20 protein-coding genes are annotated in these 16,840 nt (G+C 36.2%); 19 read left to right on the forward strand and 1 reads right to left on the reverse strand.

The genetic code is table 11. From position 1 onward, the window contains the following. Positions 1 to 6: 6 nt before the first annotated feature. The 17 genes from sctC (at position 7) to sctT (ending at position 13,318) form a co-directional block, all read left to right on the forward strand. On the forward strand, positions 7 to 1,824 hold the full coding sequence (sctC, locus tag AC4IE8_RS04990; protein ID WP_490790462.1) for a type III secretion system outer membrane ring subunit SctC: 1,818 nt from the start codon (positions 7 to 9) through the stop codon (positions 1,822 to 1,824). Between the two features lie 35 nt (positions 1,825 to 1,859). Further along, the gene (locus AC4IE8_RS04995) at positions 1,860 to 2,948 is read left to right on the forward strand and encodes a SctD/MshK family protein (protein ID WP_490790463.1); all 1,089 of its coding nucleotides are present in this window, start codon (positions 1,860 to 1,862) and stop codon (positions 2,946 to 2,948) included. A gap of 51 nt (positions 2,949 to 2,999) precedes the next feature. Further along, the gene (locus AC4IE8_RS05000; protein ID WP_071892834.1) at positions 3,000 to 3,290 is read left to right on the forward strand and encodes a hypothetical protein; all 291 of its coding nucleotides are present in this window, start codon (positions 3,000 to 3,002) and stop codon (positions 3,288 to 3,290) included. A gap of 13 nt (positions 3,291 to 3,303) precedes the next feature. Continuing rightward, entirely contained in the window at positions 3,304 to 3,708 is a 405-nt protein-coding gene (locus tag AC4IE8_RS05005) for a hypothetical protein (RefSeq protein WP_490790464.1), read from the forward strand. Between the two features lie 20 nt (positions 3,709 to 3,728). Continuing rightward, entirely contained in the window at positions 3,729 to 4,469 is a 741-nt protein-coding gene (sctJ, locus tag AC4IE8_RS05010; protein ID WP_490790465.1) for a type III secretion system inner membrane ring lipoprotein SctJ, read from the forward strand. A gap of 11 nt (positions 4,470 to 4,480) precedes the next feature. Next, the gene (locus AC4IE8_RS05015) at positions 4,481 to 5,005 is read left to right on the forward strand and encodes a hypothetical protein (protein WP_490790466.1); all 525 of its coding nucleotides are present in this window, start codon (positions 4,481 to 4,483) and stop codon (positions 5,003 to 5,005) included. A gap of 79 nt (positions 5,006 to 5,084) precedes the next feature. After that, positions 5,085 to 5,639, forward strand: a complete 555-nt coding sequence (locus AC4IE8_RS05020) for a FliH/SctL family protein (protein ID WP_490790467.1) — start codon at positions 5,085 to 5,087, stop codon at positions 5,637 to 5,639. A gap of 29 nt (positions 5,640 to 5,668) precedes the next feature. Then, positions 5,669 to 6,991 (forward strand): FliI/YscN family ATPase, encoded by a 1,323-nt coding sequence (locus tag AC4IE8_RS05025; RefSeq protein ID WP_490790468.1) that lies wholly within the window; start codon positions 5,669 to 5,671, stop codon positions 6,989 to 6,991. 9 nt (positions 6,992 to 7,000) lie between these two features. After that, entirely contained in the window at positions 7,001 to 7,459 is a 459-nt protein-coding gene (locus AC4IE8_RS05030) for a hypothetical protein (protein ID WP_490790469.1), read from the forward strand. 11 nt (positions 7,460 to 7,470) lie between these two features. After that, complete coding sequence (locus tag AC4IE8_RS05035) at positions 7,471 to 8,085, forward strand: hypothetical protein (protein WP_490790470.1); 615 nt, start codon at positions 7,471 to 7,473, stop codon at positions 8,083 to 8,085. Positions 8,086 to 8,105: 20 nt separating this feature from the next. Then, positions 8,106 to 8,939 carry a hypothetical protein gene (locus tag AC4IE8_RS05040; protein ID WP_490790471.1) on the forward strand — a complete coding sequence of 278 codons (834 nt, stop codon included), beginning with the start codon at positions 8,106 to 8,108 and terminating at the stop codon, positions 8,937 to 8,939. A 2-nt stretch (positions 8,940 to 8,941) separates the two neighbouring features. Next, positions 8,942 to 10,018 (forward strand): sensor histidine kinase, encoded by a 1,077-nt coding sequence (locus tag AC4IE8_RS05045; RefSeq protein WP_490790472.1) that lies wholly within the window; start codon positions 8,942 to 8,944, stop codon positions 10,016 to 10,018. A gap of 9 nt (positions 10,019 to 10,027) precedes the next feature. Next, on the forward strand, positions 10,028 to 10,651 hold the full coding sequence (locus AC4IE8_RS05050) for a response regulator transcription factor (protein ID WP_490790473.1): 624 nt from the start codon (positions 10,028 to 10,030) through the stop codon (positions 10,649 to 10,651). A 45-nt stretch (positions 10,652 to 10,696) separates the two neighbouring features. Further along, positions 10,697 to 11,572, forward strand: coding sequence for a hypothetical protein (locus AC4IE8_RS05055; protein ID WP_490790474.1), 876 nt, complete (start codon positions 10,697 to 10,699; stop codon positions 11,570 to 11,572). 5 nt (positions 11,573 to 11,577) lie between these two features. Continuing rightward, a complete protein-coding gene (gene sctR, locus AC4IE8_RS05060; RefSeq protein ID WP_490790475.1) occupies positions 11,578 to 12,237 on the forward strand; it encodes a type III secretion system export apparatus subunit SctR in 660 nt (219 codons plus the stop codon). Between the two features lie 4 nt (positions 12,238 to 12,241). Continuing rightward, positions 12,242 to 12,511, forward strand: coding sequence for a type III secretion system export apparatus subunit SctS (gene sctS / locus AC4IE8_RS05065; protein WP_068994894.1), 270 nt, complete (start codon positions 12,242 to 12,244; stop codon positions 12,509 to 12,511). A 9-nt stretch (positions 12,512 to 12,520) separates the two neighbouring features. Further along, entirely contained in the window at positions 12,521 to 13,318 is a 798-nt protein-coding gene (gene sctT / locus AC4IE8_RS05070) for a type III secretion system export apparatus subunit SctT (RefSeq protein ID WP_490790476.1), read from the forward strand. Between the two features lie 99 nt (positions 13,319 to 13,417). On the opposite strand, the gene AC4IE8_RS05075 is transcribed toward sctT, so the two are convergent. Then, entirely contained in the window at positions 13,418 to 13,969 is a 552-nt protein-coding gene (locus AC4IE8_RS05075; RefSeq protein ID WP_490790477.1) for a hypothetical protein, read from the reverse strand. Between the two features lie 781 nt (positions 13,970 to 14,750). Between AC4IE8_RS05075 and AC4IE8_RS05080 the strand changes: the two genes are divergently transcribed. Next, complete coding sequence (locus AC4IE8_RS05080) at positions 14,751 to 15,422, forward strand: cation diffusion facilitator family transporter (protein ID WP_068994898.1); 672 nt, start codon at positions 14,751 to 14,753, stop codon at positions 15,420 to 15,422. Positions 15,423 to 15,892: 470 nt separating this feature from the next. Further along, the gene (locus tag AC4IE8_RS05085; protein ID WP_068994899.1) at positions 15,893 to 16,531 is read left to right on the forward strand and encodes an SGNH/GDSL hydrolase family protein; all 639 of its coding nucleotides are present in this window, start codon (positions 15,893 to 15,895) and stop codon (positions 16,529 to 16,531) included. Positions 16,532 to 16,840 lie beyond the last annotated feature (309 nt).

The raw sequence follows: 16,840 nt of genomic DNA on the forward strand, positions 1-16,840 counted from the left end.
GTTTAAGTGAAATTATTTAATAAATTTAGGAAATCATATTTAGCATTACTCTGTTTGTTGCTGATTAATGGGGTTTGTCAGGCTGCTGAAACACCAAACTTAGATCAAAATATTACAATCATAGCTAGAGAGCAGCCAATTGATTCTTTTTTGAAAGAACTTTTCGGTCAACTTTCAATTCCAGTTGTTGTTGATGAATCAGTTAAAGGTACTGTCAATGGTAGTTTTGAGAATGTTACAGCGAATGAGATATTTTCAGATATATCAAAATCGTTCGGTCTGATAAAATACTATGATGGAGCGATATTATATATTTATACATCTAATAACATAATCAGAAGGATAATTCCTGCATCAAGTTCAATATCAAAACGTATAGTCCGCGCAGCAAGTGATCTAAATCTAACGGATAGAAAGAATAGCATTAGAAAAGCGGTTGAGGGCGGGCTTGTCGTTACTGGCACAAAACGCTTTATTGAACAAGTAGATGAGTTAGTATTTGCAGCGGAAAATGGACTCAAGAATTATGAAGCACCTGTAGGCTTTAAAGTATTTTACCTCAAATACGCTTGGGCTCAGGATGTCAGTATGACCTTTGCAGGGAAACAGGTCGTAATTCCAGGTGTAGCAACAATACTCCGACAGTTAATTCAGGAATCACCTCAATTTATATATTCGCCTCCTCAGGATAACCTGATAAAACCCACAACTCCGGGATTAAAAGGGCAAGGTTTAAATAGCATTGGGAAATCAGATCGAGTCGGTTTGCCAGATCGAGTTGATATCCTTCAAGCAAATACTCAAAGCGGCAAATACTTACAGCAGGTATCGACAAATACTCAATTCGTAGAGAGCTCCTCAAAGGTTAGAATTCAGGCTGACCCAAGGCTCAATGCAATAATTATAAGAGATTCGCCAGACAGGATGTCTCGTTATAAGAGTCTTATTGACTCGCTTGATGTTGAGCCTCAAATGCTGGAGATAGAAGCGACAATAATTGATATTAATACAGGTAAGTTAAAAGAGCTTGGTATTAACTGGCGTTGGCAAAATAATGATGACGAAGTTCTTTTTGGTAGTGGCGATGAAAACTCAGATAGGCAGTTAAGTAGAAGAGGCACAATTACACCATTTGGGAAAGGCGGGTTTATCTCATTCGTTTTAGGTGATAATGCTAAATTTATAGGCCGTATAAATGCATTGGAATCACAAGGTGCCGCACATATTGTGTCAAGGCCTCACGTTATAACCCTATCTAATGTCGAGGCAATATTTGATACAAGCTCCACTTTCTACGTTAGGGTAGCAGGCAGGGAAGAGGTGGATCTTTACAATGTATCAATAGGTACATCATTAAGGGTTACCCCTCATGTTTTTAAAGACAACGGAAAAGCAAAAATAAAACTATTGGTAACCATTGAAGATGGTCAGCAAACTGAACAGGAAGTTGATGATATTCCCGTTGTCAGCAGATCCGCTATCAATACCCAAGCTTTAATTAATGCCGGCGAAAGTGTTTTGATCGGTGGGCTTGTGCGCGAAGTTAAAAAGGATTCAGAAGATAAAATACCACTACTAGGTGATATTCCAATTATGGGTAATCTATTTAAAACGACAAATAAACAAACGACTCGAATGGAAAGATTATTCTTGATATCACCAAAATTAGCTGTTCAGAAAGTAAAAAATAATGAGAAATTGTCAAAGTTAATCAGTGACGATATAAATTCTGTAGCTAGGAAAGCTACTAAAAATGATAAAACATCGATAGGTACGAAACCAACAGAATCCAAAGAATCATGGCAAATGGTTTTAGACTTATAAACCTGTTATGAACAATTAGATAAGTAGCTATAAGAATGCAATCGATCACTGCAATCGAGATGTTTGTGCTTACCGGTGAACAAGCTGGTGCTCGGCGTATTCTTGATGATAATTCAACATTTACAATTTCTGGCCATATGGACACTGATGTTGTTTTTAGAGACCCAACAATAAATGACGAGAAATTAAATCTAATTACGAAAGATAATAAAGTCTTTGTACAAGTGTTGTCTGGTAACATACAAATACAGGGAAACAGCGTAAAAAATGGTGATGTTCTTAAAATACCAGAGTATACAAAGATTAAGATAGGAGAAACTACGTTTTCATATGGTAGGAGAATTGGTGCTAGTTGGCGAGATATCTTAGATAAAGTTGCTTCACTGGAATTGAGATCTAATTCCACCAATCGTCTATTTTTTAAAAATAAGACATTCTACAATATTTTATTAATTACATTAATCTTGTTGGTATTCACTGCTTCATATTCAGCCTACATGAATTCGAAGAATGTTGAAGTAAAACAAATTAGTGATTTAATGGTTTTAACTAACTTATTAACTATAAATGGGTTCAACTCACTATCAATTTCACAATCTGAGTCTGGACAGTTATCAGTTAGTGGATTTCTAATGACAAATAAAGAAAGATCAGAAGTAGAAAAGATTGTAGACGATCAAAATATTCCTGTATTTTTCGACTTGTCAATTGGTGACAATTTGGCAACAGAAGTCAGGGAGCTCTACCGGGTTAACGGAGTGGAAGCTGATGTCAAAGTAATGAGATTAGGGAAAGTAATTGTTACAACAAAGAATAATAACATAAAACAATTAGAACGATTGAAAGCAATTGCTATTAACGAGATACCGAGTTTACAGGAGTTGGATACTGAGTATCTATCAGTTGACAAGAAACCAAATGTTCTAGGTTCTGATATCAGTTTTAATAAAAATGATAAAAGAATCGTAATGGTTGTGAATGGCTCTCCGCCATATATCATGACTCATGATAAATCAAAATACTATATCGGGGCATTACTTCCGTCTGGTCATAAGATTATATCGATTTATGACAGTAGTGTTATGTTAGAAAAAGAAGGTAAATCAACAACTCTTCAGTTCTAGTGATTGAAGTAGATATTCGTAATAATCATTTTATTCATACAGGAGAAGATTATGACAATAAATAATAGTTTATATTCAGCAATGGCAAATACGCCAAACAGCGATAATTCTGATGGAAGTTGGTTTGAAGCAATGGCTGAAGCCTGGGGTGAAGCGTTAGACAGACAGGCTACACGAATTGAAACAATGTCTACTGAAATTGGTGATCAGGGAAATGAGACGCCTTCTGCAATTACACAGTTGACTGCTGAATCTCTTAAAATGACATTTTTATCTAATAGTTCTCATACAGCATTAAGCAGTTTAGGAAGCTCTCTGGAGACCATGGCCAGAAAACAGTAATCAGAGGTGGGCTATGGATGACAATATAATAACTGCTATAGAAGCAATAAATTCTTCGACTCTAAGCAGAGGAGATACTAGTCTTGAGATTGGTTATGGTGCTTCACTAACTGACATATCTAATTTTGAGAATAGTTTAAGTAATACACAAAATAAAACAATGGACGTGCCACGGAGTGAGGGGCCGTCCAATACGGAAAAAGCTATATCTAAACCATTGGACTATATCAATCAAGAAGCAGAAAAAATTGTTAACTATGCAAAGTCTGCTGTTGAGAGCGGTAATGAACTGACACCAAGTGAGATTGTTATGCTGACAGCTAGAAGTCACGAATTTATGTTTCACTGTCAGTTGACATCAAATATAGCTAATAGAACATCAGACGGATTACAACAACTTTTCAGACAACAAAGTTAGAAATGAGAATAATAACTTTAGTGGCATTTGTTCTCTTATTTTTATCAGGATGCAATGACGAAGCGCTCTATTCTGGTCTTGATGAAGTAGAAGCAAACGAAATCATTGCACTACTGTCAAATGCAGGAATAATATCTTATAAAACAAGAAATAGTGATGAAAGATATACAGTGGCAACAAACAGAAATGATTTTGCTAACGCAATTGATCTTTTAAAAACTAATGGTTATCCAAAAAATAGGTTTGAAACACTAGGAGAGGTATTTAAGAAGGAAGGATTTGTATCATCACCATTGGAAGAGCGTGCAAGATTGAACTATGCGCAATCTCAAGAGTTATCAAGAACAATAGAGAGCATAGATGGTGTCATTCTCGCGCGTGTCCATTTAGCGATCCCAAAAGAGAATAAATTGGAATCAGAGGCCAAGCCTTCTTCTGCTTCAGTATTCATCAAGTACCGACGTGGTATAGATTTAAGTGATAGAGAGTCTCAAATTAAGGCGTTACTCGTTAATAGTATCTCTGGATTACCATATGAAAATGTTACTGTAGCAATGTTTTCTTCCAATCCTATACCTGTAAATAGAAAAACCAAAGAAGCAGAAAAGAGTGGCTTCTCATTTATTTCTGAATCAGAAAAAGACAACCTACTTCTTGGTATGCTATTTATTACAGGTCTCCTTATTGCTGTAACAGTCTATTTAGGATTGAGAAATAAAAAGCAGAGTAACCAGCTACAAATAACCAATAGTAATACTTGAGACCTTATCTTATGAGAAGTATTGATAACATAAGAGAATATAGGAAAACAATTTATAGCATTGCTGAATTTTTGATAAGCAATGAAAATGCCGTCAGTGAATTCAGTACTGTACTTGAATGGTCTGACCTTGAATATATTCCTACCTGGTTACTCTGGGATAAAAATGATATTAACAACCTTATTCTGACAGCAGGAACGATATTTTTATTGCCTTCAATAAGGATATGGATCGATGGAAAAAAAATACAGGAAGTACGTGAACTAATAGGAAAAGAACTATTCGATCTTATAATGGAAACAACGAAAATAGATAACAATCAAATTAAAACGCTGGATCTCGATCATATAGAGGAGAGCTTATTATCGGCTGGATCTGCAGTTATTGTATCAAGTAGTAACATGAGGATAAGGCCATGGATCACTAATGTAATACCAAAACCAAAAGGTAAATTGGATTTTGAACTAGCAAATGAAATTATGAAACATACGATATTTGTAATAAATCAAAATCAATTTAAAAAATCAATGGTTTAGTATGAGTTTTATTGTAATTTTTAATAGCGCATATATCACTTGTTGCAGTGATAATCTAATCTTATCACCAAATGATATCGTGAAACTTTCCAGCAGTGAAAACGTATTGGACTATATAAGGTCTTTAAAAAATAACGAAGAAAACAAACTTAAGCAATCAATAAAAGAAGGCTATGAGGCTGGTTACAAGGAAGGGTTTAAAAAAGCAGAGAAAGATCTCAATACTCAGTTTAAATCATATCTTGAAGATTTAACAGAAAGTATTATTTCAAGCCGTATAGAAACAGATCAGGAGATTGTAGCACTCGCTTGTAATGTAATAAAAAAAATAGCAGAAAACATCAAGCCAAGTGAAATGGTACAGAGTCTTGCTATAACTGCCATCAATAATTTACAAAATAAAAGAGAGCTACAAATTAAAGTTAATCCGGAATATGTAGAGGACCTTCAAAAAAAAATACATTCAATAAATCAAACTGGTAATGATGATTATTCTGGGTTAGATATTAGATCTGATCAATCGTTAGGTAAGTTTGACATTATAATCAAATCTCAAACAGGAGAAACAATCGCGAGTTTTGATGATCAACTTAAATTAATTAAGGAAAACATGATTGAAGAACTTGTCGGCTAAGGATTCCCAACTGTACTAAAACGGAACTAATGATTAAAAATCAATTAAAAAGTCGTCGTTTGACAAATGTTCTCGAAGACATTGATTCCTTGCAAAGGAAAGGACGTGTTGTTGAAGCTTATGGAACTTCAATTAAAGTCTCTGGTATTAACGCAAGAATAGGTCAGCAATGTCTTATATCTGACAAAAGCAATTCACACCAAATATATGCAGATGTTGTCGGCATATCCGGAGATAATGCGATTTTACTTCCGCTGGGAAGTATTCATGGAATCGCTCAAAATTCAGAAGTAGAAGTAATAAATGAAAAATCAACAATAGAATATTCCCCAGAACTGATTGGCAGAATCCTTGATGGGATGGGAAGACCGATAGATAGTAAGAAATTACCTCTTGCATCAAGAGATATACCTATATATCGAGATGCCCCTTCACCACTCACCAGAAAACCGATCAATAAACCAGTGACCACTGGCGTAAGGTCAATAGATTCCACATTAACACTTGGGATTGGGCAACGCACAGGGATATTTGCACCTGCAGGAGGAGGTAAATCAACACTACTTTCAATGATTGCCAGGCAATCTGTCACGGATGTGATTGTTATTGCGTTGATTGGTGAGAGAGGAAGAGAGGTAAGAGAATTTCTTGAACACACCTTGACGGAAGAGGGTTTATCCAGATCAGTTCTGATTATCTCTACATCAGATCGTCCAGCCATGGAAAGATTAAGAGCTGCTTATACTGCTACTGCTATTGCAGAAGGTTTTAGGTCTGAAGGTAAAAACGTACTTCTGCTGATGGATTCAGTTACAAGATTTGCAAGGGCACTCAGAGAAATTGGCTTATCAGTAGGCGAAGCTCCGGTAAGAAGAGGATTTCCGTCATCTGTTTTTGCGGAGCTACCCAAAATATTCGAAAGGTCTGGCAACGATGACAAGGGAACTATGACAGCTTTTTATACAGTTCTGGTAGAGGATGAAGAGACCAATGATCCAATCGCAGAAGAGGTAAGGTCGCTTCTTGATGGGCACATTGTGCTAACCAGGAAGTTAGCTCAGGAAAATCACTACCCTGCAATAGATATACTTAATAGTACCAGTCGTCTGATTAATCATATTACAGAACCAGACCACAGAGCGAGTATTTCAAAATTAAGAACTCTTATATCAAAGTATAATGAGATAGAATTTCTGGTACAGGTAGGTGAATACGAAAAAGGCAGCGATCAAATTGCAGATGAATCCATATCTAAGATTGAAGATATCAAAAACTTCTTGAAACAAGACATAGATGATTATTATCCAATTGATGATGTGATAAATCAGCTTAAAAGAATAACAGATGAGTAATATATTGCTATGGACAGATCACAAATCAAAAAGTTAAACAAATTAAATGATTTAAGACTGAAACGACAAGAGAGAAAGATCAAACAAGCTAAATTATCATATATTGAAGCCTGTAAAAAAGTAGAAAACAGAAATATACAAATTAATGATATCAAGGAAAAAAAACAGGATCTTACGAAATATTTAAAGATAGAAAGTAATTCTAAATCGCCGATAAAACGAGAATATGTACAAATCCGAAGATTTTGGCTCAATTACGATTTGGAAATGCATGAATACTATTTAGAACAGGAGTTAGATGAGAGAAGTACCAATCATAATAATTATCAGTCTGATAAAAAGATCTGGCATAAACAAAAACTCAAATCACAAAAGCTATCTGAATTATATGTAAAATCCTGTAAGCAACACAATTCAATTATTGTAAATAGAGAAGATGAGGTTAGTCGGGAACACATGGTCAAATAGGTAATTTATAGATGAATACTATTAATCAAAGTCTACCAAGTAGAATTTCTCGAGTTACTGATAATAATACGAAATCTTCTAAGAATTCAGGTGAATTTTCTTACAGAATAGATAAGCTTAAAGACTCATTGTCTAATGATATTCCTTCAAAAGAAGATAGCGATCATATGTTTCTGACAGATATATCATCGTGTGAATATGATATGGATAAGCTAGATAATAAAGGAGAGACTGACACCATACCTACTGCATTTTCTCAGCAAAACGAAACTAAAACGTATAACAATAATAGTGTTTCGCAGACTACTCATACCAGTTTAACTACGGCTTCTGTTAATTCTATTCAAGAGTTGTCTTCACATGTAGACAAACATCTATTAAATAGTACCAGTAATAAAGCAGGCCTTGATACCTGGCGGATCAACTATTCCGATAACTACGGTGTGAAAATTGATTTCAATATAAAGAGAATCAATAAAACTCATTTTTCTCTATCTTGCAACATAGACTTGAACAATATAAAGAGTCATATTCTGGAACTTAATGATCGACTTTCAAGAAAAGGGTGGTCCATACATACTGATACTACAAATAATTATCATAAGATAACTAAAATTACTAATTAATATTAAGTGTAAAATAATAAATGTCGATCGATTTTAAAAGTTCTGGCGCAATTCACAGTATTCAAAAGCTGAACGATAACCATCAGCATAATACTGAGTTTACAAACATTTCTAGTGTTAAGAATCAGCTGCGTTTCAATAATATAAATAAGATCGATGGTAACAATCAATCCATTCAAACATTAACAAAAACCAATAATGTTAATTATTCTTTTTCAAAATGCGTTACTAATTTAAACTTAACAAAAATGCATATTGACAAACTCCATTTGGAATCGAGCAACAAAGTAAACAAAAATAAGCAAAAATTATACTTACATTCGCAGCAAACAGATCATTACTACGAAGAGACTGACAATAATTATCAAAATAATGATGTATTTAAAGAACCTCTACTAACGCAAGTCGACTTTTATCATATTGACTTGATTAATCAACTCCACTCGAACATAGAAAGCAGTAATTCGAATTATACTGATTATGTAATATTGATATTGTATCAAATGATAAATGATACGCAGTTAATCAATAAACAACTTATAACAGGTATACCAATAGTTAATGGAGTTCCTGAGAGGTCAATTACTGAGATCACTATAATTTCAGATTCGGGGAAACTCTTTAAGCATAACAAAACTATCTGTCTTCACAGAGGTAGAATTACATATACAAATGATTGGATTGCACTTGAAGAAGTGGAAAGAGTTAATCTAGACAACACACTATTTAAGTTTACTGTAAATTATGACAATCTCATATTACATGGCATTGCACTCAATAAACAGAGTGATCATAGTCTCAAGTTATCCGATTGCACTCTGTATATTGCAGATTTTTCAAAAATATGGATCTGATCATGAATGACCACAATAGAAGTTGTAAATTAGATAGTGAGTTAGTAGACATATTTAACATACTGGATCCAGTATTGCTTATTGACAAAAGAACACAACAAGTACGATGGATATCTATAAAATTTAGAGATATAGAAAATAGGATAGAAATAGGTGACAATTTAGAATCTGTAAGTAATTTACTATCTAGCGATTCTATAAATCAAAGAAAACTTTATTCAAGTCTTATAAATTATGATTCAAGAATTAATCATATATTCAAAACAAATAGTCAAGAATATGATATTGAAATCCATCACATTAGCAAATTAAAACTTGTGGTGCGTCTAAAAAGTCTTGAAGTAAGAATGTTAGCTAATTCAAGACACCTGGAAGATCGGGAAAAACTTCTTTTCACATCCCGAAGTATTACTGTCAGTGAGATGGCTTCAACATTGGCTCATGAATTGAATCAACCGATAGGCGCACTTAGTAACTTAATATTTGGAATCAAATCGAGATTGGAAAACGGCGTATATAACAACGACGTTTCAGTTGCACTTGATAATTCATTAGAACAGATAAAGTTTACAGCAGACATTATTTCAAGAATACGTGACTTTACTCATTCAAGAAAACCTACTTTATCCACAATCAAAATTACTACTTTGGTCAATAAATGTGTTTCGTTAATGGATTGGGAGATAAAGAACGCACATATTGAATTTAGCTATCTGGACGATACGGAGAACATCTCGGTCTTTGGTGATGAAGTGATGTTACAGCAAGTTATTGTTAATTTAATCAGAAATGGCATAGATGCCGGTAAAGAAAGTCCAAATACAAAAACAAAAGTTAATATAACTACCTCTTTAAAAAACAATTACATTGAAATTTTAATTAAAGATAATGGTAAAGGAATATCTAAAAACGAAGCGGATAGTGTTTTCATTCCTTTCGCTTCCAATAAAACCTCAGGTATGGGAATCGGTCTTAATATTTGCAGATCCTTTATAGAGTTGCACAAAGGAAAACTTTGGTTATCACGAAACCCTGATGCAGGGTGTACTTCACACATCATGTTACCGATGACGTCATAGAGAATTCACATGGAAGAATCCCTTATCTATATTATTGATGATAATAAAGAATTCAGAGACTCTATCTCTTGGGTTTTGGAAGGAGAAGGGCATCGTGTAGTTTCACTAGAAGATCCAAGAATAGGTTTATTACAACTCGAACTGAATACCCAAGCAAAAAACTGTTGTTGCTTGCTGGACATACGTATGCCTAGTATGACAGGACTTGAATTCCACGAAAAACTACTGAAAAAAACCATCAACATTCCGATCATATATATGACCGGACATGGAGATATCCCCCAAGCAGTTGAAGCCATGTCGAAAGGAGCAGTCACTTTTCTTGAAAAACCAATAGATTATAGCTTATTGAATACAGCGATATCATGTGCATTTGCATCGTACAATACTCAAAATTTAAGCCACAATGATGCGGAAGTGGATAGTGAATATAACCAACGCTTGAAATCATTAACATCTAGAGAAAGTGAGATTTTAACAGAAATAGTATCTGGAAAAATGAACAAAGTAATTGCGTTGGATTTGGGAATCAGCGTTAAAACAGTTGAACTACATCGATCACGAGTCATGAACAAAATGCAGGCAAAGACAGCCGCCGACCTTGTTAAAATGGTCATAAGAGAAAAGTGTTAACCCAGTATAATGATATTAATGGACAATACGAATGATATGAACTCAGTGGATGATCTTTCCGACTCAGACGAATATTCTCCTGATGGATCATCTATTAAGCAAAATGATTATGCTATATTCTGGTATTGTGCAAACACTCGATACGGAATCGTAAATATTGGCTTATTTAAAGATTCGGCAATTAACGCCGCAAGTTTAAATTATAAGAATACTGTTTTAGAACAGATTAAAACTTTAGCAAGAGAAGAAACAAATATCAGGCTTCTGGAAGACTGGATGGAAGAGGGTTTGGATCTTAGGCCAGACAGTACTGTAGAACGATTTGAGTATAGCTTAAAACTATCCGATAGAAATAATGCAACAAATAGTGTTAACAACAGTCTAGTCTTTAACGTAACAAAAGAAACAATCAAAAAATTACCTATACCTAATTGGATTTTAGATAATAGACTCTATGTGGAATCAAGTTGTATTTCTTCATATATTACGCTATCAAGTAATACTATTGATAAAAAATATGTTGATCAATTCAAGAAAGATAATGTTCTTCTGGTACCGGAGTCTTTCTCGAATGAATGGCTAGTTTATGCAAAATCCTTGGAACTAGGCAGTAATAATATTATATTAAAAATAGATGATAACCTGCAATCATTCTATATCAACAGTGAGTTGAAACAGACGTACACAGTAGATCGAGGCGCTGATAATCAAAACAATAATTTTCTTCAAATAGTTATTGATCAAGAAATAGAGATTCCATTTCATCTGTTACTCGGCTGGACAGACAAAAGTAACTATATTCTGAAGAAGAGACTGAATAGTCATTCTGTAAAAATCATCAGTAATAGCGTTTGTATTGCTTTAGGCAGACTAATACCTATAGCTAGTGGACATGGCATATACATAGACAAAATATACTAAATTAAATGGATTTAACACAATTTTCACCCTCATCTGCACTTATTACTGTAGTAATAATTGCATTAGCGCCTTTTGTCGCCGTCATGATTACTTCTTTCACTAAGATAGTCGTCGTACTAAGCTTGTTACGCAATGCGCTTGGTCTCCAGCAGGTTCCGCCTAATCTGATTATCAATGGGATGGCACTTGTTTTATCGATTTATGTCATGTATCCGGTAAGTAAACAAATTTATAACGATATTTCTCAAATGGAAAATCCGCTAAAGGATACATCAACAATATTAGAGATAGTTAACAATTCAAAAGAACCTATGAGACAGTTTCTATCAAAACATGCAGATCTCGAAGAGCGTCAGTTTTTCTTTAACTCTATCAAGAGAATGGTTTCTAATGCACAAAATAGTGAAGAAGAAGTTCGTGTTGATGATTTTATCGTTCTAATTCCGGCATTCACAATCAGTGAGCTTACTGCAGCATTTCAAATCGGGTTTTTAATATTTTTACCTTTCATAGTAATCGATCTCGTTATTGCAAATGTTCTGATGGCTATGGGTATGATGATGTTATCTCCAACAGTAATATCATTACCATTTAAGCTACTTTTATTCGTGCTAGTAGATGGATGGGCAAAACTGGCACATGGACTAGTTTTATCTTATTTGTAATTCTGTGTACGACCAGGAAATCATAAAAATAACACAACAGGCCTTATGGTTTGTCATAGTCCTTGCTGGTCCTCCTGTTATCGTTGCAGCATTAGTAGGCATTTTTATCGCCTTTATTCAAGCTGCGACTCAATTACAGGAACAAACATTTCAGTATGCTGCCAAATTTTTTGCAATTATCTTGACAATCTTTGTAACTGCTTCATTAGCTGGAAGTACACTATTTCACTTTACTGATCGTATATTCTCTGAATTTGCTATTTTGGTGAAGTAACTCTATTCCATGGATGGATTCGATCTCCTACAGTACTTATCAGAAAATGCCTTGACAATAAGTTTGGCATCAACACGTATAGCCATTGTTTTCATAATTTTTCCTCTTTTTACATCAGAATTGATTCCGGCTTTGGTCAGAAATGCAATATTTTTATCCATGGCGATCATGATTGTTGTTATACAACCATCATTAGACCTTAAAGCAATTCACACTGCTGCCTGGCTTATTCTCTTCATTAAAGAGGCGATAGTGGGTCTGACTATAGGTGTATTGTTTGGTGTCTATCTGTGGGCATTTGAAACAGCCGGGCAAATAATCGACAACCAGATAGGAACTTCCATAGCTCAAGTTCAGGATCCGTTGACCGGGAGTCAAACTACCCTAATTGGGTCTTTTCTAGCACGGCTTGCCAACTATATATTTGTTACAGCTGGTGGGTTACTGTTACTTAATGGCGTTTTATTTGAAAGTTATTTGATATGGCCGATCGAAAGTGGTTTACCGAATCTCAAAACTACAGGAGTCTCTGTCCTCGGATCAGAATTCTACTACTATTTTAAATTAACCCTCTTAATAGCATCTCCAATGCTTGTAGTGATTTTATTGATCGACAGTATGATGGGTCTTGTAAATCGTTATGCTCAACAGTTTAATGTCTTTTTTCTATCTATGTCCCTAAAGATGCTGGCAGCCATTATAATGCTGTTCATAACAATAACTTCCCTTATCCAGCTATTGATTACAGAATTGCATAAACACGCAGAAGAGGCACCATCGATACTTCAAAAATTATATGGAGGATAGGGCCAATAACGGCGAGACACGCATTACTCTGATCACTGAAGGAATAACTGAAACCAGAAAATACCACGTTGAATGCATTTTCGTACTGTTATAGTCAGTTTAAAAGGTAAACTGTGATTGTATATTTACCAATCTACTCAAGCTGTCACCCTGAAGTGTATCCAAAAAGCTACTTAATACTTCATCAGTCGATTTGTCTGCTTCCCAGGCTTCAACAAAATTACCAATTGCATAACGGGATTTCCTTGATAATGAGCCATCGAGAGGGTCTTCAATATCAGCAGTTAGTTTAGTGCAGTAGAGTTTTTTAGCTTTTGGGTTTGATGAGATCAAGTCCAATAACTCAGACGCTGCATGATGAAAGCTCTGTATTGGTAATGGGCTCCTACCAGATGGTTGTGCATACCAGGTGAACACGTACTCTATTGGCCCCAAACTCCTTGTTTGCCCAAATAAGTTGCTGCCACGTGCACTCTCAGCTCCCCATGCACTCATTCTACCAGAAGGCAAACGCCCGGTAAGTAGCGCTTCTACAAGGGTCTCTGTTATCAATTGTTTGGCATCATGGTCACCATTTTTGCCAATAATGCACAATATTTTTAGGAAGGCGGGGTAGAGTTCATCCCCCAGGCTATCACAGACTTTCTCCATCAACGCTATTCGTTGATTCAGGTCTTCCAGTATTTTGCAGCCGCTTACTAACCGTTGAGCAGCACGACTCCAATCAGGCTTATCACTGAGAATAAACTGAGGCATCGTGTGCGTGGATTATTTAAAGAGTGTCTAAAGTGAACTGCCACTCAGACAAGATAAGATACTCTGGCTCATTTGATCGATTGAGGTACCAGCATCAAAACTATTGGATGCGGAAATTGGTAGTGAGGAATCAAACGAACTATCGGTAAACCAGTCGCTACAGTTTTTAGACGATGATCCACTGATGCTCTCACTGCTGCTCAGTTGAGCTGCAGATGCATTCGATAAATTGTTGATCTGGTTGATTGTGGACATCGATTTCTCTCCATGTATCTCTGTGCTAATACTAATAGCAACAGAAGATTTCTCAAATAGGTGATAACCCCTAGGCCCAGAACAATTCACAATCTAGAACAAAACTATAAAAGCTTAGTAACACACTGATAAATCGATAAATAATGCTAGATTATTTTGATTTCCAAGTAACTGCTGGCTCACCTAATGTGTAACAATCCCGTTTTTTCTGTTCGTACTCAAAAAACGCTTATAAGCAGCTGATTAGTCTAATCCAGTAAGGCATTCAACCTGGATATCTCAATCAGTTCGATTATACATAACTCTGAAAATACCAAAACTCAATTCTACAATGTTTATAACACGTTCATTGGCTTAAGATTCATGGAGTGACCCTCCAAGTATGTATCAAACCACATGAATCATACAATCTGAGAACTACATGCAAAATTGTTGCTCATCAAATCATTGTTCAGACGGCGCGGCAGCTGCAAATCCGGAATTTCGCAAGGCTTTATGGGTGGCGCTTTTTGTCAATCTGATCATGTTCACTATTGAGATTATCGGTGGCCTCTATGCTAATTCAGTATCACTCCTGGCTGATGCCGTAGATTTTGCAGGCGATGCTGCAAATTATGCACTCTCTTTGAGTGTTCTCTCATTAGGAATTCTATGGCGTGCACGAGCAGCCATGATCAAGGGCATTTCAATGGGGGCATACGGTTTACTTGTTGTTGGCAAAACGGTGTGGGCCAGTCTTTATGGTGCAGCACCTGAAGCCTACACGATGGGGCTGATTGGCCTGATTGCGCTTATTGCCAATCTGAGTGTCGCAATGATGCTTTATAGATTTCGTAACGGTGATGCCAACATGCGTTCAGTCTGGCTCTGCAGCCGGAATGATTCGATCGTTAATTTGATGATTATACTTGCCGCATTAGGTGTGCTGGGCACGGCAAGCCGCTGGCCTGATTTAGTTGTAGCGGCAGTGGTTTCAGTACTCGCAATAAGTTCAGCAATTTCGATTGTCGTTCAAGCTCGACGTGAAATTGCAACGGCAGAAAAAGGAGCCTTGACACTACCCGTTACAATTAAGATAGATCAGAGTAAGTGATTAAGGTAGATATTTTAGATCCATTACTACACCCACAAATGACCGTGTATACCAGTACAGGCACTTTTATAGTTGATGACTCCACGTGTACATCTTAAGTGGTTTTAGGTCGTGAATGTGGAATTGGACAAAGCCAGGGTTTCAAAAAATCAAATTCATGTTGATAACATCAGTAACATTGCCTGAATGCACAACAACTGATAGATATGCATTTTTCTCCATGGTTACCCGGATGGGCTCCGATAAGATTTGAGGTTCTCAGCATACGAAAACTGTCTCTAATAAGAAACAGAATAGAACGATAAAATAACAATATAAACAAGAAGATATGAGATTAACTTAATGTATTTAATAATATTATTACGATGGATATGATAGATAAGTTGAAAGTCGCTTTGAGCCTTAAAGGTAGTAAAATTGTTCTCTCATCCTACCTATCGCGAACTAACTGAACACTTGGTGGTTTCACAATGAAGCAAATATTGCTTTATGCAGACTCTCTGAGCTGGGGGATAATTCCTGGTACCAGAGGCCGGTTTAATTTCAATCAACGCTGGCCAGGTGTTTTAGAGCTGGAACTGCTTCGTCGAGGCAATCAGGTGCGGATCATCGAAGATTGCCTGAACGGGCGGAGAACGGTATTTGAAGATCCGTTCAAAGCAGGCCGAAATGGGTTGCTGGGTCTGGAGCAGAGAATTGAGATCAACTCTCCGCTATCTCTGGTTATGCTTTTTCTTGGTACCAACGATTTCCAGTCAATGCACAACCATACCGCCTGGCATGCCGCCCAGGGCATTAATAGTTTGATCATGGCGATTCGGAAGGCCCCAATAGAGTCTGGCATGCCACATCCCAGAATACTGGTTATAGCTCCGCCAACCATACAAGTACCAAAAGGTGAGATTGCCGCGAAATTTGAAGGCGCTGAACGAAAGGCGGTTGGATTAGCTGCCGCCATCGAGCGTGTAGCCAGTGAAAATGATTGTGCTTTTTTTGATGCGGGAATGATAACGAATACGAGTAGGGTTGATGGCGTTCACTTGGATTTGGAACAACACCAGAATTTGGGCCATGCCCTGGCTGATACAGTTCAGCGTTTAGTCGTGTGAGGCTACTGGCATCGAGATAGAGAGTGGCACACCTCTTTGTCAAAGATTTGAAATACTCAGGACAACGGATATCACCAAGGGATACGGTTGATTTCACATCAAAACCCTGTATTGTTTGAGGTCAGAACGGTTTACAAAAACAAATCTAGTTTACCCCCAGGCGTTGAAGACCGGTTAGATCGACACCTGTCATTAGCAAAGGGGTGTGTTAATAAGTTGTTTCTTATTAATTAACACTCAATACCAATGCCCAGAAGTGTCTGAGGCTGGGCTACTCTCAATCTCTGTATCAAATTTGTTGATAGAAGA

The sequence above is a fragment of the Candidatus Thiodiazotropha sp. AKAK2 genome, from assembly GCF_058244685.1.